Below are 18,905 nucleotides of genomic sequence, written 5' to 3' on the forward strand. Positions count from 1 at the left end.
GAGACGACAGTCATGACATCCCCGCTCCGCGGATCGTGGGCACTCGTCCTGGGTGTGTCGAGCGGCATGGGGCTCGCAGTGGCCCGTGAGCTCGCCCACGAGGGCGTCAACATCCTCGGCGTGCACTTCGACACGGCCGAGGGACAGGAGAAGGCGGCCACGGCGGCCGAGGAACTGCGCAGTCTCGGTGTCGAGGCGCACTTCCACAACGCCAACGCCGCACGCGCCGCCACCCGTGCCGAACTGGTGCCGCAGTTCGGCGAGTTCACCGGGGACCGGGGCATCCGCGTGCTCGTGCACTCGCTCGCCTTCGGCACCCTCGTGCCGTTCCTGCCCGCAGAGGGACGCGCCGGGCTCTCGGAACGGCAGATGGCCATGACGCTCGACGTCATGGCTCACTCGCTCGTGCACTGGACGCAGGACCTGTACGCGGCGGGGCTGCTGCGCGCCGGGGCCAAGGTCTACGCGATGACGAGCGCCGGCGACCAGAAGGTGACGGCGAACTACGGCGCGGTGTCCGCGGCCAAGTGTGCGCTGGAGTCCCATGTGCGCCAGCTCGCGGTGGAGTTGGCGTCCGCAGGCGTCGCCGTCAACGCCCTGCGCGCCGGGGTGACGGTGACCCCTTCGCTGGAACGCATCCCCGAGCACACCGAGCTCGTCGAGCGTGCCGAGGCGAACAACCCGCACCGGCGTCTGACCCGTCCCGAGGACGTCGGCGAAGCGGTGGCGCTGCTTTCCCGTACGGACTCCTCGTGGATCACGGGCAACGTGATCGGTGTCGACGGCGGCGAAGTCCTCACGGCCTGATGGAGAACGAGGAAGCGATGAACAGCACCGACCCCCCGCCGGGCACCCGCATGGTGCGCCGCGCCGGGCGGGCCCTGTCGGCCCCTCTCGACGCACTGCGCGGCGCCGCCCTCGGGGTCCGGCACGCATACCGCCTCTACCACCCGCCCAACAGCCGCGTCGGCCGTACGCCCGAGAACAAGGGCCTGGCGACGCGCCGGATGCACATCACCACGACCCGGGACGCCGTCACGCTCGACGCCTGGGCGGTCCCCGGGGACGGGCCGCACACGGTCGTGATCTGTCACGGCATGGAGCGTTCCAAGTCCAGCGTGCTGGGCCACATCGAGATGCTGCACCGGGCCGGACACAACGTCGTCGCCTACGACATGCGCAATCACGGGGAGAGCAGCGGGGACCGCCGCTACGGAAGCATGGCCCGGCGCTACACCAGCGATCTGCGGGACGTGCTGCGGGCCGTCGCCGCCGATCCGGAGCTGGGGGGCGGACGGCTCGCGGTCCTCGGATTCTCCTTCTCGGCGTGGCCCGCCCTCTACGTGCTGCGTGACCCCGGCGTCGCCGTGAGCGCTGTCGTGGCGGACAGCGGGCCGATGTACGAGATCGGCACCGGTCTCGGGGCGTTCGCGACGCTGCGCCGCGGCAGTCTGCCCGAACGGCTGCGGCGAGCAGCGGCGTTCGTGCCCTACCGCTTCGTCTTCCGGACCGTGGCCCTGCACATGCTCGCCATCAAGGACTGGCCGCCGGAGCTGCCGGGAGTCACGACACGCCTGATGTTCGTCGCAGGCGCACAGGACCCCGTCGTCGGCGCGGACCAGGTACGCCGGGTGGCCGAGAGCTACCCCGGCTCCGGATTCTGGGCGTCGCAGCACGCCATGCACATGAACGCTCTGCGGTTCGACCGGCACGAGTACACCGAGCGCGTTCTGGACTTTCTCGCGGCCGCGTTCGCCGAAGGCACTCCCGCGGCAGCGTCCGAGGACGGAACAGGACCGTACGGGAAGCGGACGGCGGACACGGACGGCCCGTCCCCGCCGGAGCGGCGGAGGATGCCGGCCACCTCGGGCAAGGAGGCAACCGCCCATGACTGAACATCTGCTGATCGAGAGCGGCGGCCCTTCCGCGGGCCAGGGGTGCGAACGGTTCGTCGAGGACGCCCTTCACCTGGCCCGGTCGGGCCGCTCGACCTCCCTCTTCCTCGTCGACAACGCGGTCACCGCCGCGGTCCGCGGAGCGATGCCCGTACTGGACCGGTTCGTGGGTGAGGGCGGGGAGCTGATGGTCGATTCGGTGGCCGTACGGCAACGGGCGCTGGAGCCGGGGGACTTCGTGGCGGCGGCCCGGATCGTGGAGATGGACGACGTGGCTTCCATGATCCTCGCGGCGGACACCAGGGTGGTGTGGCACTGACATGGCGCAGAAGATCACGCCCACGGACGTCATGCTGGCCGTCTACGGAAGCCCTCACCAGACGGAACTCATCACGACCGCGCTGCGGTTGACGCAGGCGCTCCTCGACCGCGGTGCACGGGTGCAGATATGGACGTGCGGCGACGCGACAGGGCTGACCCGCAGCACCCTGGGCCGCACCAAGCCCCGCAACGTCCTGCGCTGGACCACCGATTACCCCTCCAGCGCGTCCGTGATCAGTGACCTGCTCGATGAGTACCCGGACCTCCTCCACTGGTACGTGTGCCGCTTCTGCTCCGACGAGCGAGGAATGAGCGAGCAGATTCCCCAGGTGCGGCGGCGTCCCCCTTTCACCTTCTGGGACCACACGAAGTCCGCGGGGAAACTGCTCACGTTGGGGGTGTGCTGAGAATGCCGGATTCCGGTCCCCTCATCATCGTGGAAAGGGCCTACCGCGGCTCGGTGGAAACCCAGTTCGCGGACGTGCTCTATTTCATCCGCGAACTGAACCGGCAGACGGGCGGACTGCACCTGGCGCTGCGCGGACTGACCGCCACCTACGCGCTGGAAGCCCCGTCCTACGAACCCGCCGTACGGCTCGGAAGCAGACGGCTGGACACCCTCCCCGACCCGCGCGCGTCGATCAGGGAGATGCTCGACGACGACGCGGTGGTCTGGGTCGAGGAACCGGACCTCGCACGGCTCGGACCGACTGCGCGCACCCGGCTCCTCGACGGCGTCCGGTGCGCCGCCCAGGGCGAACTGACCCTCCGCTGGGCCGAATTCCCGCGGGTGTGGTTCATGTGACACGCAACGCAGACCTCTCAGCACCCGAAGGAGCTCACTCCACGATGGCCATATCCGCCTCCGGGCCGCTCATCTCCGCGTGGGCCGCCGTCTCACCCTGGGGCCTCGACCGCCGGGACTTCAGCTCCGGGCTGCGCGAGGCCCGTACGACCGCCGCACCGCTGGACCGTGAGACCTGGACACTGCCTCGTCACGAGGCATGCCTGGTCCCGGACTTCGACATCAAGCAGATCCTGGGCCGGAAGGGGACGCGATCGATGGACCGCGCCACCGGTCTCGCCGTGACCGCTCTCAAACAACTCCTCGACGACGGCGGCGGCGGACGGCTCGACGGCGTCGGGGAGGACACGGGCCTCGCGCTGGGAACCAGCACGGGCAGCGCCCAGAGCATCATGTCCTTCACGCGCGACTCCCTTACCGGTGCCAAGCCCTACTTCGTCGACCCGGCCCGCTTCCCCAACACGGTCATGAACTGCGCCGCCGGGCAGTCGGCCATCTGGCACCGGCTCAAGGGCCCCAACACCACGGTCGCGGGCGGGCGCGCGACCGGACTGCTGGCCCTCAGGTACGCGCTGCGGCTGCAGCGTGCGGGGAGATCGGACACCGTCCTGTGCGGCGCGGTCGAGGAGTTCTCCGCAGCGCGCGCCTGGCTGGACTGGCACGGCCGCAACGGGACTCCTGCAGAGGCGGAAGGCGAGAACCGACCGCTCGGCGAGGGGGCCGCGGTGTGGCTGATCGAACCGGCCGAGGACATGCGGCGCAACGCGCGGACCGGCCTGGCGGAAGTCCTCGGTCTGGAGTTCGGTTTCACGCCGGACACCGGAGACATCCCGGCCACCCTGGAAAGGTGCGTCAGCACCCTGCTCACCCGGGCGGACATCGGCGCACACGACGTGTGGGCGGTCGCCGCTTCGACGCCGCCGGGCCGGCAGGGCGACGCGGAGCAGGAGGCGCTGGAGAAGATCTTCGCCCGTCACGAACCCCGCGCCGTGCCGTGTGCCGACCTGATCGGCGACACCTACGCTGCGTCGGCCGCCATGCAGTTCGGCGCCGTGCTCTCGCTGGCCGAAGGGGACGACGCCGCGGGCAGGTACGCGCTGATCACCTCCGCCGAGAGCGGCGGAACGACCGGAGCGGCGCTGCTGAAGCTGCGAGGTGCACCCCGATGACGGCGGACGCGACGCCCACCGCGGTCGTCTTCCCCGGCCAGGGCACGCAGAAGCAGGGGATGGGCGGCCCCTGGCAGGACTGCGGCTCCTGGCCGCTGGTCAAGGAGATCTCGGAGCACGTCGGCACGGACCTCGAAGAACTGCTGCTCAATGCCGACGACGAGGCGCTCCGCCGTACGGACCGCGCACAGCTGGCGGTGTTCACCGTGGGCGTCCTCGCCTTCCACGAGGCTGTCGCCGCCGGTGTCCTCAAGACCGTCGCCGGCTACGCGGGACACAGCCTGGGCGAATACGTGGCGATGCACGCGGCGGGCGCCCTCGAACTCGGCGACGCGGCACGTCTCGTCGCGGCACGCGGCCGTGCGATGCGCGACGCGGCCGAGGAACGGCCCGGTGCCATGGGCGCGCTGATCAAGGCGGACGAGGAGACGGCCGAGTCCCTGACCGCCGATGCCCGCGCCGCCGGGCACGACGTGTGGGTGGCCAATCTGAACTCCCCCGGTCAGGCGGTGGTTTCCGGCACCGCCGACGGCATCGGCCATGTGGCGGACGCTGCCGCCGTACACGGGGCGAGACTCGTACGGCTGCCGGTGGGCGGAGCTTTCCACAGCCCGATGATGTCGGCCGCCGCCACCCGGCTCGCCGGCGCTCTCGCCTCCGTTCCCTTCGCCGACGTACACGCCCCTGTCGCAGCGAACGTCGACGGCCGCCTGCGAACCGGCGCCGAGGCGCACTGGCCGGAGCTGGAGATGCGGCAGCTGACCGGTCCGGTGCTCTGGGAACGCGGCGTGCGCTCGCTCCACGGCGAACTGGGCTGCCGCCGCTTCCTCGAACTGGGCCGGGGCCGGACGCTCTCCGGCATGATCACGCGGATTCTCCCGGAGTCGACGACGGCGTCGGCCGGCTCGCCGGAGGAGCTGCGGGCGCTGACGTCCGTCAGAACCTGAACGCGCCGTCACGCACGAGCCACCGCACACCACGACCGAGAACAACCGAGAGAGAGGCAGAACCATGTCCGAAACCACCTCGCCCGACCTGGATTTCGAAGATCTGCGCCACACGATCGCCGACATCCTCGACGTCGAGATCGACGAGCTGACCGACGACGCCCACTTCGTGGAGACCCTCGGCGTCGACTCGCTGATGGCCCTCGAAGTCATGGTGGTCCTGGAGCGGAAGTACGGCGTCAAGCTTCAGGAGGACGAACTGAAGGAGGTCACGACGCTGAAGAAGGCTTACGGCCTGCTCGGGGAGAAGGTCGGGAAGCAGTGACGAACACACTCTGCAGCCCGGTCGGGAGGGCTCCCGAAGTGATCGAGTCCGGCCTCCGGGCACGGACCGAGGTGACCGTTCCACCCGACGAGAAGGTCTTCCCCGGCCACTACCCGGGCTTCCCGATCTACCCCGGCGTGTGCATCGTCGAGTGCGTGCACCGGAGTGCTCTGGCCACCGTTCCCGGCTCCGCCGACGAGTGGGAGATGCACGCCGTGGAGGCGACGCGGTTCGTCGCACCGGTCTTCCCCGGCGACGCGCTGAGCATCGGCATCGACTGGTCGCAGCGGGACGGGGCGTGGCGCTGCAAGGCCCTGGTCTCCTCCGATCGCGGCGAAGTCGCCCAGGTGAGGCTCCGTTTCGGACCGAGGAGGCCCCGGTGACAACAGTGACCACGGAAACCACGGAATCCACGGAGGCGGCGCCGGGCAGGGCCGAGGGCGTCATGGGACCGGACGGCGTCCGCGCGGTTCTGCCGCACCGCTTCCCCATGCTGCTCGTCGACAGGGTGCTGGAACGGGTCCCCGGCGAGCGCATCACCGCTCTCAAGGCGGTGAGCGTCAACGAGCCCTGGTACCAGGATCTTTCCGACGGGGCCCCGGAAGAGGCGTACGACTATCCCGGTGTGCTGATCGTCGAGTCCTGGTGCCAGGCGGCAGGCATCCTCATCGCCTCGGAGAACCCCAACCCGGACGTGCTCGACGGGCAGGTGATGCTCTTCGGCGGGATCTCGGACGTGCAGTTCTGCGGGCGGGTACGCCCGGGCGACGTCATGGAGCACCGCGTCGACCTCGTCAGGGCGCTGACGGACACGGTGATCTTCGAAGGCAGCTGCCATGTCGACGGAAGGCTCGTGGCCCGGATCGGACGGGTGGTGATGGCGCTGCGCCCCGCTTCGGAGCTGACCGGGCAGAAGGACGACGCCGCATCGGAAGCCGAGGAGGAAGCCTAGATGAACGAGAACGAGCGCACAGCACTGGTGACCGGCGGCTCGCGAGGCATCGGCCGGGCGGCCGTGCTGCGGCTGGCGGACGAGGGCTACAACATCGCCTTCTGCTACATGTCCGACGACGACGCGGCACGCGCGCTGGAGAAGGAGGTGTCGGAACGGGGAGTCCGCGTCCTCTGTGCGAAGACGGACGTCTCGGACGCCGCATCGGCCCGCGACTTCGTCACCAGTGCCCAGGAGCAGTTCGACGCCGTCGACCTCGTCGTGACCTCGGCCGGAATCGTCAGGGACAACCCCCTGCTGATGATGGGGGACGAGGACTGGAACAACGTCATCGACGTCAATCTCAACGGCACTTACAACATCTGCCGGGCCGCCATTTTCGAGATGCTCAAGCGCAAGTCCGGATGCATCGTCAACGTCTCCTCGGTCGCGGGAGTGCACGGCAACGCGACGCAGAGCAACTACTCGGCGTCCAAGGCCGGCATCATCGGTTTCACCAAGGCCGTCGCGAAGGAAGTGGGGCCGTACGGCATCAGGGCCAACGTCGTCGCACCGGGCTTCATCGACACCGACATGACCGCATCCCTTTCGGACGACTTCCGCAAGCGGGTACTGCAGCAGATTCCTCTGCGCAAGCTGGGACGTCCGGAACAGGTGGCCGAAATGATCTCCTACCTCGCCGGCGCCGAGTACGTGACCGGCTCCGTCATGCAGATCGATGGCGGCATCGTCATCTGAGTCCGACCACAAGGAGATTCCGTGCCACGGCAACGAGCGGTACCGCGTGTGTACTTCTCCCTCCGCAGTCCGTACTCCTGGCTCGCCTGCGCCGAACTGACATCCCGTTACCCCGATGTCGCGCGGGCGTCGGAGTGGCGTCCGTTCTGGGAACCCGACGCACAGTCCCGGCGCATGCTGACCGAGGCGGGCGGCGACTTCCCATATGTGGCGATGTCGCGCGCCAAGCATCTCTACGTCCTCCAGGACGTTCGCAGACTCGCCAAGGAGCGGGGCCTGACGGTGTCCTGGCCGCTGGACAGGGACCCGTGCTGGGAAGTTCCGCATCTGGCGTATCTGCTTGCCAGGGACGAAGGCCGCGGGGGTGACTTCATCGAGGCGGCCTCCCGGACACGCTGGGCGGAGGGCGGCGACATCTGCGACCCGTCCGTGGTCGCCGGGCTGGCGGCCGGGCTGACTCTGCCTCAGGAGCGCCTCGCGAAGGCGGCGTCCGATCCGGGCGTGCGTGAGAGGGGGGTCGCCGCACTTCTCGACGTCCACAAGGACGGGGTGTTCGGTGTCCCCTTCTTCGTCCACGGCTTCGAGAAGTTCTGGGGTCTCGACCGGCTGGCGGCCTTCGCCGCTTCCGTACGCGGAGAACGTGCGGGCGACGAGCACCACGCTGCCCCCGCCTCCGGTGGACCCGTGATGCCTGCTGAGGCGAGCGACCAGGGACATGCGGGGGGATGCGGCTGATTCCCGACGATGCAGGACCGCCCCTCGTGACGCTGTTTGTCGTCGCGAGGGGCGGTCGGCGATAGTGCCGACGAACCGCGACAACCGAACGAGCCGTGACCGACGGAGGATCAGATGCGCCAGCAGTCCAACAGAACACCCAGCGAAGGGAATCGGGGTGCCCGGGTGTCGTTCCCGATGCGGCTCCTGTCCGCCGCGGCGGTTCCTGTGGCCCCTCTCTTCGGTCTGGCGCTCACCTATCTCCTCTTCCACCCGCCGAGGCGCGCCCGGCACAAAGGGCCCGGCGAGGCGGGCCTTCCCCAGCCTGAGCAACTGCGGGCACCCATAGGCGGCGGGAAGCACCTCAACGCGTGGCTCTTCAAGGGCGATCCGGCGCGGGTGGTCGTCGTAGGACACGGAATCGGCCTCAACAAGTCCGCGAGCCTCGCGCACGCCAAGTTCCTGCACGACGCGGGATATACGGTCTGCCTGTTCGACCACCGCAACCACGGCGAAAGCGGCCGGGACGGATCCGCGGTCGGACTGAGCGACAAGTTCACCACCGATGTGACGACTCTGGTGTCCGTCCTGCGGAAGCAGGAGGAGCACCGGTCGGCGAAGATCGCCGCCTACGGCTTCTCCTTCTCCACCTTTCCGGTCTTCTACTCGCTGCGGTCGGCGGAAAGCGGAGTGGACGCCATCATCTGCGACAGCGGTCCCAGCATCGATCTCGCACCGCTCTTCCGGAACTTCCTGGACGCCGACAAGATCCCGCTGCCGCCGCCCTTCCACGTCCGGCCGTCACGCGCCCTTCTGGAATGGTCGATGTGCGCGGCGGGACCGGCCATGCTCCGCGCCGACTGGCCGCCGCCCGTCGACGGTCACTACGACAAGGTTCCGATGCTCTTCCTGGCAGGAGAGCTGGACCCCATCCTCACTCCCCCGGCGATCGACGCGCTGGCGAGCCGGTATTCCCACGCCGAGGTCCACATGCTGCCGGGCGTCGACCATCTCCAGGGCCTCAAGACCGACCCGGAGAAGTACACCTCGACCGTGCTGAACTTCCTCCAGCGAGCCTTCGCCTGACATGCGCGGGAGCGGAGACACCAAGAAGACCATGCGGGCTCCCAAGGTCTGGGGAGCGCGGGAGGACGAGATCCGTGCGGAGTTCCCCTGCGACGGCCTGCTGACCAGACCGGAGGAGAGCTGGTTCCGTGCCGTTACCGTCGACGCCGATCCGGCCGCCGTCTTCCGCTGGCTCTGCCAGCTCAAGGTCGCCCCTTACAGCTACGACTCCCTGGACAACTTCGGCCGCCGCAGCCCACGCCGGCTCACCCCCGGCGCCGAGCATCTGGAGCCGGGGCAGCGGGTGATGACCATCTTCCGGCTTGTGGACTTCACACAGGACCGGGACATGACGATCATGCTGGACCACCCCAAGGGCCTCAGCCTGTTCGGGAACTTCGCCCTCACCTACCGGGTCACCGAGGAGGAGCACGGCTCGACCCGGCTGCTGGTCAAGCTCGTGGTGGGGGACGACGACGGAGCTCTGCGACGGCTCCGCCGTCCTCTGATGGCGTGGGGAGACCTGCTGATGATGCGGCGTCAGCTCCTCACCCTGCGGAAGCTGGCGGAACAACAGGGACGCAGCCGGACGGACTTGTGACGCACGCCCGCCCGGCGGCAGCGGTCACCGACGTCCGGCAGCGCAGCCGCCAGGGCGGTCGCCCCCGCGACGGCCCTGGCGGGCGGGTGCCCGGCCAGGGCCGTCGCGGTGCGCTCGCTGGACAGCGGTCCTCAGAAGGCGGCGTCAGGCACGTCCATCAACGAGTTGTCCGTCGTCTCGGCCAGCTCACGCTGTACGGAGAGTCCCGGCAGTACCTCCCTGGCGAAGAACTTCGCCACCGCCACCTTCCCCGTGTAGAAGTCCCTCTCGGCACCCGAGGCGTGAGCTGTCTTCCGTTGCGCGACGACGGCGCCCCGCAGCAGAAGGTATGATACGAGCAGGTCTCCCCCGGCCATGAGAAAACGTGTGGTGTTCTGACCCACCCGGTAGATCTCCCGGGTGTCGGACTCGGAACCGGAGAGCTGGCTCAGCATGGCACCCAGCATTCCCTCCAGGTCGCCCAGAGCACCTTCGAGGAGCTTCACTTCGCCGGCGAGCTCGGCCACCCCTCCCGCCTCCTCGGCCAGGAACGTCCTGATCTCGTCGGCCAGCGCCGTAAGGGCGTTCCCGCCGTCCTTGACGATCTTCCGGAAGAAGAAGTCCTGTCCTTGGATCGCGGTCGTACCCTCGTACAGGGTGTCGATCTTGGAGTCACGGAGGTACTGCTCGACCGGATAGTCCTGGAGGTAACCGGACCCTCCGAACACCTGCAAGGACTCGGCGAGTTGCGCGTAGGACTTCTCCGACGCGTATCCCTTCACGACGGGCAGCAGAAGGTCGTTGAGCCGCCGGGCGGGCCCCGCGTCCGCACCGCGCTCGTCCAAGGTCCGGATGTCGTCCTGGACGGAGGCCGCGTAGAGCAGCAGAGCCCGCATGCCCTCCGCGTACGCCTTCTGGAACATGAGGCTGCGCCGCACGTCGGGATGGCGGACGATGGGCACGCGGGGCGCGGTCTTGTCGGCGAACTGTGCCAGATCGGCGCCCTGTTGGCGTTCCTTGGCGAACTCCAGAGCGTTCAGGTACCCCGTCGAGAGAGTGGCTATCCCCTTGGCCCCCACGACCATGCGGGCGAACTCGATGACCTTGAACATCTGCCGGATGCCGTCGTGCTTCTCACCCACGAGCCATCCCTTTGCCGGGTGCCGGTCTCCGAAGGTGAGTTCACAGGTGTTGGAGACCTTCAGGCCCATCTTGTGCTCGACGTTCGTGGCGTAGACGCCGTTACGGCTCAGGAGTTCACCCGTGCTCCAGTCGAAGTCGTACTTCGGAACGAGGAAGAGGGACAGCCCCTTTGTGCCCGGCCCGTGTCCTTCGGGACGCGCCAGCACGAAGTGAACGATGTTCTCGGACAAGTCGTGTTCGGCGTTGGTGATGAAGCGCTTGACGCCCTCGATGTGCCAGGACCCGTCGTCCTGGCGCACAGCCTTCGTACGGGCTGCCCCGACGTCCGAACCGGCGTCGGGCTCCGTGAGGACCATCGTCGCCCCCCATCCCCGGTCCACCATGCGCTGCGCGATGTCCTGCTGTTGCTCGGTCCCCAGCTCATGGATGAAGCCGGCGAAGCTCGGGCCGCCCGAGTAGAGCCAGAGGGCCGGGTTGGCACCCAGAACCAGCTCGGCGAACGCCCAGACGAGCGACGGCGGAGCCTCCGTGCCGCCCAGGGCGGAAGGCAGACTCAGCCGCCACCACTCGGCATCGGAGAAAGTACGGAAGGCCTTCTTGAACGAATCCGGCAGCGGGGCCGTGTGCTGCACCGGGTCGAAAACCGGAGGGTTGCGGTCCGATTCGACCATCGAATCAGCAAGATCATCCTCGGCCATGCGCCTGATCTCGGAGAGAACACTCCTCGCCGTATCTGTGTCGATCTCGGCAAAGGGGCCTGTGCCATAGACCCGGCCCCTGTCCAGCACCTCGAAGAGGTTGAAGTCGATGTCGCGGAGGTTCGCCTTGTAGTGACCCATTTACACAGCTCCGACACGGCAAAGGAGTCCGCGGTGGTGCAGCCGTGTCCAGCACCCCCGCCGGCTGGAGTACCATCTTGCTACTCGCGCGTAGGTACGGGCAATGAACCGGCGCCGGACCACCGGAACATGACACCTTCCTGCCAGAATCAATTCTTCGCGCCACTTCGAAGCCGATGCGTCCGCCTCAGTTCTTCGCAAAACGCAGACACGATCTTCACACATCGTTTCACCTCCTTCACCGCGCTCACCTCGTCTTGAGCAGTCCTTTCTGTGCCGCGATCGACCCGGCCTGGAAGCGTGACTCGGCGCCCAGTTTCCGCATGATTTCCGCGACATAGCGCCGGTAGGTGCGCAGAGATATACCGGCTTTCCTTGCCGCCACGTCGTCCTTGCAGCCTTCGGCCATGAGTTCAAGAATCCTGTGGAACTGGCGCTGCCGGGCCGCGCCCGCCGTCGGCGGAAGGGGCTCGACGGGCTCCTCCGTGTATCGCGCCGACTCGTGCAGCAGGTTGTGGAAGATGCCGGCGACCACCGGGTTCTGAATGACGAGGATCCGCGAGCTGTGCCAGTCGTCCGCCCCCGTCGGACGAACGATCGCCGTCGCCTGGTCCATGACCGCCAGGTCCCGGCTCTCCTCGTCGGAGGCCGGCGAGAGGACCAATGCACCCGCCTTTGCAAGGTCATTCATCCACTCCCTGTTCTCCCGCGCCGTCCTCGGCGGGCAGATGATGGTCGTGGACACTCCATGAGCATTCAGCTGGACTGCCGTTCTGCTGACCGTCCGGAGCAAGTTTCTGGAGTCCGGCCCCCTTTGGCTCACCGCGGTGCCGCCCAGGCTCCAGACGACCTCCTTTTCAGCGGTGAGCACGAGTCGGGCGATCCATTGCACTGCCGTCTGTGTATCGACGTCTTGCTCATGTATTTGCCGGGGGCGCGAAGAACTGTTGTGTAAACCCCCGTTGCAGACATTGTCGAGCCGGGCCGCGCTGCGGACCCGCCTGCTTGTCAGATCGTCCAGTTCGAACTCGAAGATCGAACTGCTCGGCTGGTTGTGCATCATCGCAGAAGCCCCCGCTTATGCTGAATTGCTGCATACTCCGCTCAAGGTTTGCCTTGCCCCACCTGAAGGGCCTGTAGAAATCACGGCCCCGTGCCCCGCGTGCGAGCAGAAAGTCCTGCGGCATCCCGGGGAGGCGAACCGCCTCACCTGACCCCGGGGTCTCCGTGCAAGCCTCTCGACACGCACCCGCCCGCAGCGTCACGTCGCGAGGTGCCCCTCGCTCGTCAGCGCTCCGCTCCCGGCACGACAGCCGGGGGAACTCCCGGAACCCGGGGCCGAGCACGGCCCGCACCCGTCCTGGGCCTTCCTTCCCCCGCTTCGTACGGCACGTCGGAAGAACGCACCGACATCAGGTCCGTTCGAGCTCGACGACGCCGATGAAGTCGCTCACGGCGAGCCAGAAGTCCTTCGGGTCCCCGTACATTTCGAGCAGTTGCGGAACTGTGTGGTTCTGCGCCATACGGAGACCGCCGTTCTCGGGGAGAATGTGATCGAGGCGGCTTCCCTCGACACCGAAGGCGAACGGTTCGCCGCGCTTCGCCGCGAACTTCGTCCCGCGGAGAGCGCCACTGTGGCCGATCGTTCCCTCCACCACGGAGGGGAGAATGTAGTCGAAAACGATCCGGCTTCCCGGCGCGCACGCGGTGTCCAGCTTCTGCAGAGTCGCACGTACGGATGCTTCGGTGAGGTAGTACGTCACTCCGAGCCAGCTCACAAAGCTCGGTTTCGCCGGGTCGAAGCCCCGCTCCACCAGACTCGTCAGCAGGTCGTCGCCGGCTTCGAAATCACAGCTCACGTACTTCACTGAAGGACCGATGGGCAGCGAGTTCTGCTGGATGATCTCTTGCTTCTTCCGCTGGATATCCGGCTTGTCGACCTCGTAGTAGACCGTCCCGGCACCGCCCGGAGACCGCAGGGCAGTCGAATCGTATCCAGCACCCAGAATCACAACCTGAGTGCAACCGGATTCGACCGCGCGGCGGATCAGTTCATCACTGTGACGGTACCGGAGAATGATTTCTGCCGCCCAGCCGGAGAAGAGCGCATCGTAGGCGCGCGCAGCTGACATCGCGAACATCCGCCACGAGAACATGAGGCGGTACTTGCGGTCCTGGATGAAATGGTGGGCAAACGGGTCGTCGAGTATCCGGCCCTTCTCCGGGCGGCGGCTCTCCACCGACCGGATGAGAGCGCACATCTCCGCGGTCGAACTGTCCTTCTCGGCGCCCTTACCTCCCTGCGCAGGCAGCGTCTCAGGCCCAGGGCTTTCCGCGTTCATCAATTCCTCCTGCTGGTTACTGCGATGTCGTGAGAGGGGTACGGGACACGGGCAGTGGCTCGATCGAAGGGGCGTTCGCATGGACGTTGCCGCTCCCGTCTTATTCGCACACTGGCCTCTGTTCACACATGGACACCGGCGATTGTTTGACGCACAGTCAGAGAGTACAACTCCCCCTGGAGGCCCAGTCGTGAAGATTTGGCAATTACCTGCCGCGCGCAACTCCGTACCGGCGGCTCCGCGCCGCTCCCGTCACGGCGTCGTGCCGGAGACACCTGGGGTCATCGCCTGGCTCGGGACGGAGAGCGGTCCGGCCCGGTAGTCCTCCGCGTGGTGATCCGAGCTGCTTCAGGATGATTCCGGTTCTGGTCCGGTGACTGGCGAATTCCCCTGGAGAGACGGTTCTTGAGCCACTTGAATCCCATTCCGTCTCCGCTGCCTTCCAGCAGGCGTCGCAGCCGGAATTCCCGGTCCTCCGACTGAACGGAAAACGGACGAGGGGGAGACGGGCGAACGGAATGCAGCCGGTGACCGGGCCGGCTCCCGTGCTCACCAGCTGTCTCGCAACCAGCCCTTCATTCCGCCGACTCCGGGGCGTACCGCGGAGGTTCAGGAGCTCTTCGCCCGCCGGCGGGCGTTCGGGCGGCGCACCTGCCGCCCGGCCGCCCTACAGCACGAAGTCCACGCTCACCGGGGCGTGATCGCTCCAGCGCTCGCCATGGCTTGCGGCCCGCTCCACGACGGCCTTCACCGCCCGCCGCGCCAGGCCCGGCGTCGCCACCGCATAGTCGATGCGCCAGCCCGAGTCGTTGTCGAAGGCCCGCCCCCGGTACGACCACCACGAGTACGGCCCTGCCACGTCCGGGTGCAGCGCGCGTACGACGTCCTCGTAGCCGCCGTCCGCCGGGTCGAAGACCCGCGAGAGCCATGCCCGTTCCTCGGGCAGGAAGCCGGAGGAACGGCGGTTGGCGCGCCAGTTCTTCAAGTCCGCCTCCTGGTGCGCGATGTTCCAGTCGCCGCACACCAGCACCTCCCGCCCGTCCGCGGCAGCGCGCTCGCGCAGCTCACGCAGGTACGGGAGGAAGGCGGCCATGAAGCGTTCCTTCTGCTCCTGACGCTCGGTGCCGACGTCGCCGGACGGCAGATACAGGCTGGCGACGGTCATCCCCGGCAGATCCACCTCCGCATAGCGGCCGGAGTCCTCGAACTCCTCCGCCCCGAAGCCGATGCGCACCCGGTCGGGCTCACGCCGCGTGAGCAAGGCCACGCCGGCACGTCCCTTCGTGGCGGCAGGTGCGTACAGCGTGTGCCAGCCGTCCGGCTCCCGTACCTCGTCGGGGAGTTGGTGCTGCTCGGCGCGCACTTCCTGCAGGCACACGACGTCCGCGTCGGTGCCCGCCAGCCATTCGCGGTAGCCCTTGCGGGCGGCGGCGCGCAGCCCGTTCACGTTGATCGTCGTCACCTTCGGCATCCGGGTCACCTTACCGGTGACGTTGTGTGAAGGCGTCGGCGTTCACGCCGAGAGTGAGACGCCGCATCTCGGGAGTGCCCTGGACGCCGCCTACAAGAACTTCTTCGACGCGGTCAAGGGCAGGCGGCATGGCCGCAAGGCCGGTCCTCCCCGGTACAAGTCGAGGAAGGACACCCGGCAGTCGATCCGCCTCACCACCAACGCCTTCTCCCTCCAGGACAACGGCACGGTGTACGTAGCCAAAGTCGGCAACCTCAAGGTCAAGTGGTCCCGCCAGCTTCCGGCCGCACCCACGTCCCTGACCGTCACCAAGGACCGCTCCGGCCGGTACTTCCTCAGCTTCGTCGTGGACATTGAGCCCGGCATTCTCCCTCGCCTGAAGACCGACGCAGGTCTCGACCTGGGCCTGTCCGCCTTCGCCGTCCTGTCCGACGGCAGCAAGATCGACAGCCCCCGCTTCCTGCGCCGGGCGGAGAAGAAGCTCAGGCGCGTTCAGCGGGAGCTGTCCCGCAAGGCCAAGGGTCGAAGAACCGGGCCAAGGCCCGCATCAAGGTCGCACGCCAGCACGCCAAGGTGGCGGACCGACGCCGGGACTGGCACCACAAGGCATCGACACAGATCATTCGCGACAACCAAGCGGTGTACGTGGAAGACCTCGCGGTGTCCAGCCTCGGCAGCACCCGGCTCGCCAAGTCCGTGCACGACGCGGGATGGTCCGCGTTCGTCGGCATGCTGGAGTACAAGGCGGTCAAGCACGGCCGCACGTTCGCCAAAGTGGACCGGGCCTTCCCGTCCTCTCAGCTCTGCTCGGCCTGCGGAATCCGGGACGGCCACAAGCCCCTGCACGTCAGGGAATGGACGTGCCGCAAGTGCGCCACTGTGCACGACCGCGACCACAACGCAGCACGTAACGTCCTTTTCGAAGGACGCCGAATCGTCGCCACCGGACGGGTGGAGACGCTAAACGCCTCGTGGAGCGCCGGTAAGACCAGGACAACAGTCCCGGCACAGCGTGGTGAAGCAGGAAGCCCCCGGAGGGGTCAGCCGACCCCGACCGGATTCGCTGGCTTCAAGGCCAGCGAGCACGTCAAGATGCGTGCATGCGAATCGTCCGTGTGCCCTACGACCATCCGGAAGCGATGAAGCTGAACGACGCCGTGCAGCAGGAGTACGCGGAGCGTTACGGCGACGAGGGCGACATCACACCGCTCGACCCCGCGATGTTCGAACCGCCGCGGGGCCTCTACCTGATGGCGTACGACGAGGACGAGCGCCCCGTGGCGACCGGCGGCTGGCGCACTCAGAACCGCAACGACGAGGGGTACGCCGACGGCGACGCCGAGATCAAGCGGATGTTCGTGGTGCGCGAGGCGCGCGGACGCGGGCTCGCCCGGCTGATTCTCGCCGCGCTGGAGGACGACGCGCGGGCCGCGGGCCGCACCCGCATGGTGCTGGAGACGGGCACGATGCAGCCCGAGGCGATCGGTCTGTACACGTCCTCCGGCTACGAGCCCACCGAGAAGTTCGGCCTCTACCGCTTCGAGACAGCGAGCCGCTGCTACGCCAAACCGCTCTGACCCGGGGGCAGTTCGGATTCCACCTCCGGCGAGGGGCCACCACCACGGGCGGACTCGGCACCTCCCGGCCTCGCGAGCTCCGCCGCCTCCGCGATGCCGTGCTCCTCCACCGACACCGCCCGCACGCCCGGCAGTCCGGCCGTCGCCAGCTGCTCCGTCAGGGCACGTCCCGGCGGCAGCTCCACGCAGCAGTCCACCCTTTCCTCCGCGAGCGCCGACATCGCCTCCGCCCAGCGCAGGGGCCTGGCCGCGGACCAGGCCAGGTCGTCGAAGACGGCGTTCGTGTCGCCGAACAGGGACCGCCCCTGCACTGCGCCGACGTAACGCACCGACTGCGGGCGCCTCTTGACCGTCGCCAGGTGCTGGGCGAGCCGGATGGCGACGTCGCTCTCCGGCCCGTTCGTGCTCTCCGCCTCATGGAGCAGCTCGCCCCGCAGCCGTACGGCGCGCAGCGCCTCCTCGAAGGTGAGGACGTCCGCGAGCACGGCCGCCGCGTATCCGCCGGTGCCGTGGCCGGCGACGTACGAGGGCCGCACCTCCTCGTCCTCGATCAGCGCACGCGCACCCGCGACGCCCGCGATCAGCAGCGCCAAGTGGCAGGCCACCGGGGAGCGTTCGAGCGCCTCCTCGGAGTCCAGCTCGACGATGCCGTCCGCGTACTCCCTGCCGGCGGCGCCGTCCTCCGTGCCCGTACGCGATGCGAGGCTTCGCAGAGCCCAGTCCGCCTCGGCCAGTACGGTCGCGGACGCCGCGGTGTCGGGCAGCCGGTGCAGCATGCCGGGACGCTGCGAACCCCGGCCGGGGAAGAGGAACGCGATGCTCATGGGGTCAGCCTGGCCCGCAGCGCGCCCGTGGCGCCAATCGGCCCCACCCGCGGGTGACCTCGAACTCCCTTGCCCACAGCGGCGGAACACCCGTACGGGCACCTCCGCCTGCCCTCACCGGCGAACTCGCGGGGCTCCGCGCTCGTCCGGCCTCCCCCGGTCCCCCGCAGGACGTGCCGTAACCGCTGCGGCACCGGGCCGTCCGTGTGAGGGTGACCCCATGCACACTCCCGAGGACCCCTCACTGGCGGAGAAGATCCGGGCAGACACCGCGCATTCGGCGCGTGTGTGGAACTACCTGCTGGGCGGCCGTGACAACTTCCGGCCGGACCGGGACGCGGGAGACATCGTCCTCAAGCTCTTCCCGGGCATCGCCCGTCTCGCCCGCCTGCAGCGGCGCTTCCTGTCACGTGCGGTGCGATACCTGGCCGCCGAAGCCGGCATACGCCAATTCCTCGACGTGGGCACGGGGTTGCCGACGGTGGACAATACGCACGAGGTCGCACAGCGTGTGGCCCCGGAGAGCAGGATCGTCTACGTCGACAACGACCCGCTGGTACTCGTTCACGCGCAGGCCCTCCTCACCAGCAGCCGGGAAGGTGCCTGCGACTACATCGACGCGGACGTCCGCGACCCCGCCACGATCCTCGAAGCGGCAAGCAGGACGCTGGACTTCGGCGAGCCCGTGGCGCTGACGCTGCTCGGCACGGTCGGCCAGATCCCCGACTCCGACGACCCCTCGTCGGTGGTGGCACGGCTCATGGAACCGCTGCCGTCCGGGAGCCACCTGGCGCTGAGCGACGGCACCGACACCAACGAGGTCCTCAACGAGGCGATCGCCGCGTACAACGCGAACTCCGCCGGCTCCTACCATCTGCGCAGCGCGGATCACATCGCCGGCTTCTTCGACGGCCTCGACGTGGTGGAGCCCGGCATCGTCACCACCTCCGGCTGGCGCCCGGACGCAGCCGATCCGCAGGAGGGCCCGGGCCTGGTGGACGCCGTCTGCGGCGTCGGCCGCAAGCCGTGACCCACCGCGCGCGGCCCTCGGCACGAACGGCGTGCGCGTGCGCTGGTTCCCGGCACCGGGGCGGGGTCTCCGGCGCGCCCACGCACCGGGCCCGCACCCGGGATCGAGCGCCGGCATCGAGCCCCGGGAGACCCACGCACCGGTGCGCAAAGCGCCGCCGCGTGCTTC

21 protein-coding genes and 2 pseudogenes are annotated in these 18,905 nt (G+C 68.4%); 18 read left to right on the plus strand and 5 right to left on the minus strand.

Translation table 11 applies throughout. The annotated features are described in order from the left end of the window. Positions 1-12: 12 nt before the first annotated feature. The 14 genes from AN215_RS07580 (at position 13) to AN215_RS07645 (ending at position 9,532) form a co-directional block, all read left to right on the plus strand. Positions 13-807, plus strand: a complete 795-nt coding sequence (locus AN215_RS07580) for an SDR family oxidoreductase (RefSeq protein WP_070013350.1) — start codon at positions 13-15, stop codon at positions 805-807. A 17-nt stretch (positions 808-824) separates the two neighbouring features. Next, on the plus strand, positions 825-1,895 hold the full coding sequence (locus AN215_RS07585; RefSeq protein ID WP_079122981.1) for an alpha/beta hydrolase: 1,071 nt from the start codon (positions 825-827) through the stop codon (positions 1,893-1,895). Continuing rightward, complete coding sequence (locus tag AN215_RS07590) at positions 1,888-2,214, plus strand: hypothetical protein (RefSeq protein ID WP_070013348.1); 327 nt, start codon at positions 1,888-1,890, stop codon at positions 2,212-2,214. Before AN215_RS07585 ends, AN215_RS07590 begins: the two co-directional genes overlap by 8 nt. 1 nt (position 2,215) lies before the next feature. Beyond that, on the plus strand, positions 2,216-2,623 hold the full coding sequence (locus tag AN215_RS07595; RefSeq protein WP_070013347.1) for a DsrE family protein: 408 nt from the start codon (positions 2,216-2,218) through the stop codon (positions 2,621-2,623). Between the two features lie 2 nt (positions 2,624-2,625). Further along, positions 2,626-3,021: a hypothetical protein gene (locus AN215_RS07600; RefSeq protein ID WP_070013346.1), complete on the plus strand. Its 396-nt coding sequence runs from the start codon at positions 2,626-2,628 to the stop codon at positions 3,019-3,021. Positions 3,022-3,065: 44 nt separating this feature from the next. Further along, complete coding sequence (locus AN215_RS07605; protein ID WP_070013345.1) at positions 3,066-4,190, plus strand: beta-ketoacyl synthase N-terminal-like domain-containing protein; 1,125 nt, start codon at positions 3,066-3,068, stop codon at positions 4,188-4,190. After that, positions 4,187-5,137 (plus strand): ACP S-malonyltransferase, encoded by a 951-nt coding sequence (locus AN215_RS07610; RefSeq protein WP_070013344.1) that lies wholly within the window; start codon positions 4,187-4,189, stop codon positions 5,135-5,137. Before AN215_RS07605 ends, AN215_RS07610 begins: the two co-directional genes overlap by 4 nt. A gap of 64 nt (positions 5,138-5,201) precedes the next feature. Further along, on the plus strand, positions 5,202-5,462 hold the full coding sequence (locus AN215_RS07615) for an acyl carrier protein (RefSeq protein WP_070013343.1): 261 nt from the start codon (positions 5,202-5,204) through the stop codon (positions 5,460-5,462). Beyond that, the gene (locus AN215_RS07620; RefSeq protein WP_070013342.1) at positions 5,459-5,845 is read left to right on the plus strand and encodes a 3-hydroxyacyl-ACP dehydratase FabZ family protein; all 387 of its coding nucleotides are present in this window, start codon (positions 5,459-5,461) and stop codon (positions 5,843-5,845) included. The genes AN215_RS07615 and AN215_RS07620 overlap by 4 nt, the downstream gene beginning before the upstream one ends. Further along, the gene (locus tag AN215_RS07625; protein WP_245694333.1) at positions 5,842-6,414 is read left to right on the plus strand and encodes a 3-hydroxyacyl-ACP dehydratase FabZ family protein; all 573 of its coding nucleotides are present in this window, start codon (positions 5,842-5,844) and stop codon (positions 6,412-6,414) included. Before AN215_RS07620 ends, AN215_RS07625 begins: the two co-directional genes overlap by 4 nt. Continuing rightward, positions 6,415-7,152, plus strand: coding sequence for a 3-oxoacyl-[acyl-carrier-protein] reductase (gene fabG, locus AN215_RS07630; RefSeq protein ID WP_070013341.1), 738 nt, complete (start codon positions 6,415-6,417; stop codon positions 7,150-7,152). It begins immediately after the preceding gene. Positions 7,153-7,173: 21 nt separating this feature from the next. Further along, positions 7,174-7,887 carry a 2-hydroxychromene-2-carboxylate isomerase gene (locus AN215_RS07635; protein WP_070013340.1) on the plus strand — a complete coding sequence of 238 codons (714 nt, stop codon included), beginning with the start codon at positions 7,174-7,176 and terminating at the stop codon, positions 7,885-7,887. Positions 7,888-8,064: 177 nt separating this feature from the next. After that, positions 8,065-8,952, plus strand: a complete 888-nt coding sequence (locus AN215_RS07640; protein WP_070013339.1) for an alpha/beta hydrolase — start codon at positions 8,065-8,067, stop codon at positions 8,950-8,952. 1 nt (position 8,953) lies between these two features. Continuing rightward, complete coding sequence (locus AN215_RS07645) at positions 8,954-9,532, plus strand: hypothetical protein (protein ID WP_245694335.1); 579 nt, start codon at positions 8,954-8,956, stop codon at positions 9,530-9,532. Positions 9,533-9,663: 131 nt separating this feature from the next. Here AN215_RS07645 and AN215_RS07650 read toward each other — a convergent pair whose 3' ends face one another. From AN215_RS07650 to AN215_RS07665, 4 genes are all read right to left on the minus strand, one after another. Then, complete coding sequence (locus tag AN215_RS07650) at positions 9,664-11,493, minus strand: acyl-CoA dehydrogenase (protein WP_070013338.1); 1,830 nt, start codon at positions 11,491-11,493, stop codon at positions 9,664-9,666. A 247-nt stretch (positions 11,494-11,740) separates the two neighbouring features. After that, entirely contained in the window at positions 11,741-12,556 is an 816-nt protein-coding gene (locus AN215_RS07655; protein WP_070013337.1) for a helix-turn-helix transcriptional regulator, read from the minus strand. Between the two features lie 349 nt (positions 12,557-12,905). Continuing rightward, on the minus strand, positions 12,906-13,835 hold the full coding sequence (locus AN215_RS07660; RefSeq protein ID WP_070013336.1) for a class I SAM-dependent methyltransferase: 930 nt from the start codon (positions 13,833-13,835) through the stop codon (positions 12,906-12,908). Between the two features lie 667 nt (positions 13,836-14,502). Next, the gene (locus tag AN215_RS07665) at positions 14,503-15,306 is read right to left on the minus strand and encodes an exodeoxyribonuclease III (protein WP_070013335.1); all 804 of its coding nucleotides are present in this window, start codon (positions 15,304-15,306) and stop codon (positions 14,503-14,505) included. A 346-nt stretch (positions 15,307-15,652) separates the two neighbouring features. On the opposite strand from AN215_RS07665, the pseudogene AN215_RS30835 reads away from it, so the two are divergent. From AN215_RS30835 to AN215_RS07675, 3 genes and pseudogenes are all read left to right on the plus strand, one after another. After that, a pseudogene (locus AN215_RS30835) lies at positions 15,653-15,754 on the plus strand (hypothetical protein); the annotation flags it as partial. A gap of 29 nt (positions 15,755-15,783) precedes the next feature. Continuing rightward, positions 15,784-16,449: pseudogene (locus tag AN215_RS30840) on the plus strand (RNA-guided endonuclease TnpB family protein); the annotation flags it as partial. Continuing rightward, positions 16,407-16,883, plus strand: a complete 477-nt coding sequence (locus AN215_RS07675) for a GNAT family N-acetyltransferase (protein WP_070013334.1) — start codon at positions 16,407-16,409, stop codon at positions 16,881-16,883. The pseudogene AN215_RS30840 and the gene AN215_RS07675, both read left to right, overlap by 43 nt. Here AN215_RS07675 and AN215_RS07680 read toward each other — a convergent pair. Continuing rightward, positions 16,865-17,707, minus strand: a complete 843-nt coding sequence (locus tag AN215_RS07680; RefSeq protein ID WP_070013333.1) for an ACP S-malonyltransferase — start codon at positions 17,705-17,707, stop codon at positions 16,865-16,867. The two genes, AN215_RS07675 and AN215_RS07680, sit on opposite strands and share 19 nt — an antisense overlap. A 220-nt stretch (positions 17,708-17,927) precedes the next feature. Here AN215_RS07680 and AN215_RS07685 point away from each other — a divergent pair, with 220 nt between their 5' ends. Then, complete coding sequence (locus AN215_RS07685) at positions 17,928-18,737, plus strand: SAM-dependent methyltransferase (protein WP_070013332.1); 810 nt, start codon at positions 17,928-17,930, stop codon at positions 18,735-18,737. The last annotated feature ends 168 nt before the right edge of the window (positions 18,738-18,905 follow it).

Origin of the sequence: Streptomyces abyssalis (assembly GCF_001751365.1) — a bacterium.
Classification (GTDB): Bacteria; Actinomycetota; Actinomycetes; order Streptomycetales; family Streptomycetaceae; genus Streptomyces; species Streptomyces abyssalis.

What these genes read in the sequence shown, in the direction of transcription:
- AN215_RS07585 (WP_079122981.1), top strand. Translation starts at nt 825, where the DNA reads ATGAACAGCACCGACCCCCCGCCGGGCACCCGCATGGTGCGCCGCGCC.
- AN215_RS07605 (WP_070013345.1), top strand. Translation starts at nt 3,066, where the DNA reads ATGGCCATATCCGCCTCCGGGCCGCTCATCTCCGCGTGGGCCGCCGTC.
- AN215_RS07655 (WP_070013337.1), bottom strand. Translation starts at nt 12,556, where the DNA reads ATGATGCACAACCAGCCGAGCAGTTCGATCTTCGAGTTCGAACTGGAC.
- AN215_RS07600 (WP_070013346.1), top strand. Translation starts at nt 2,626, where the DNA reads ATGCCGGATTCCGGTCCCCTCATCATCGTGGAAAGGGCCTACCGCGGC.
- AN215_RS07580 (WP_070013350.1), top strand. Translation starts at nt 13, where the DNA reads ATGACATCCCCGCTCCGCGGATCGTGGGCACTCGTCCTGGGTGTGTCG.
- AN215_RS07675 (WP_070013334.1), top strand. Translation starts at nt 16,407, where the DNA reads ATGCGAATCGTCCGTGTGCCCTACGACCATCCGGAAGCGATGAAGCTG.
- AN215_RS07660 (WP_070013336.1), bottom strand. Translation starts at nt 13,835, where the DNA reads ATGAACGCGGAAAGCCCTGGGCCTGAGACGCTGCCTGCGCAGGGAGGT.
- AN215_RS07680 (WP_070013333.1), bottom strand. Translation starts at nt 17,707, where the DNA reads ATGAGCATCGCGTTCCTCTTCCCCGGCCGGGGTTCGCAGCGTCCCGGC.
- fabG (WP_070013341.1), top strand. Translation starts at nt 6,415, where the DNA reads ATGAACGAGAACGAGCGCACAGCACTGGTGACCGGCGGCTCGCGAGGC.
- AN215_RS07610 (WP_070013344.1), top strand. Translation starts at nt 4,187, where the DNA reads ATGACGGCGGACGCGACGCCCACCGCGGTCGTCTTCCCCGGCCAGGGC.
- AN215_RS07640 (WP_070013339.1), top strand. Translation starts at nt 8,065, where the DNA reads ATGCGGCTCCTGTCCGCCGCGGCGGTTCCTGTGGCCCCTCTCTTCGGT.
- AN215_RS07650 (WP_070013338.1), bottom strand. Translation starts at nt 11,493, where the DNA reads ATGGGTCACTACAAGGCGAACCTCCGCGACATCGACTTCAACCTCTTC.
- AN215_RS07595 (WP_070013347.1), top strand. Translation starts at nt 2,216, where the DNA reads ATGGCGCAGAAGATCACGCCCACGGACGTCATGCTGGCCGTCTACGGA.
- AN215_RS07645 (WP_245694335.1), top strand. Translation starts at nt 8,954, where the DNA reads ATGCGCGGGAGCGGAGACACCAAGAAGACCATGCGGGCTCCCAAGGTC.
- AN215_RS07685 (WP_070013332.1), top strand. Translation starts at nt 17,928, where the DNA reads ATGCACACTCCCGAGGACCCCTCACTGGCGGAGAAGATCCGGGCAGAC.
- AN215_RS07665 (WP_070013335.1), bottom strand. Translation starts at nt 15,306, where the DNA reads ATGCCGAAGGTGACGACGATCAACGTGAACGGGCTGCGCGCCGCCGCC.
- AN215_RS07590 (WP_070013348.1), top strand. Translation starts at nt 1,888, where the DNA reads ATGACTGAACATCTGCTGATCGAGAGCGGCGGCCCTTCCGCGGGCCAG.
- AN215_RS07615 (WP_070013343.1), top strand. Translation starts at nt 5,202, where the DNA reads ATGTCCGAAACCACCTCGCCCGACCTGGATTTCGAAGATCTGCGCCAC.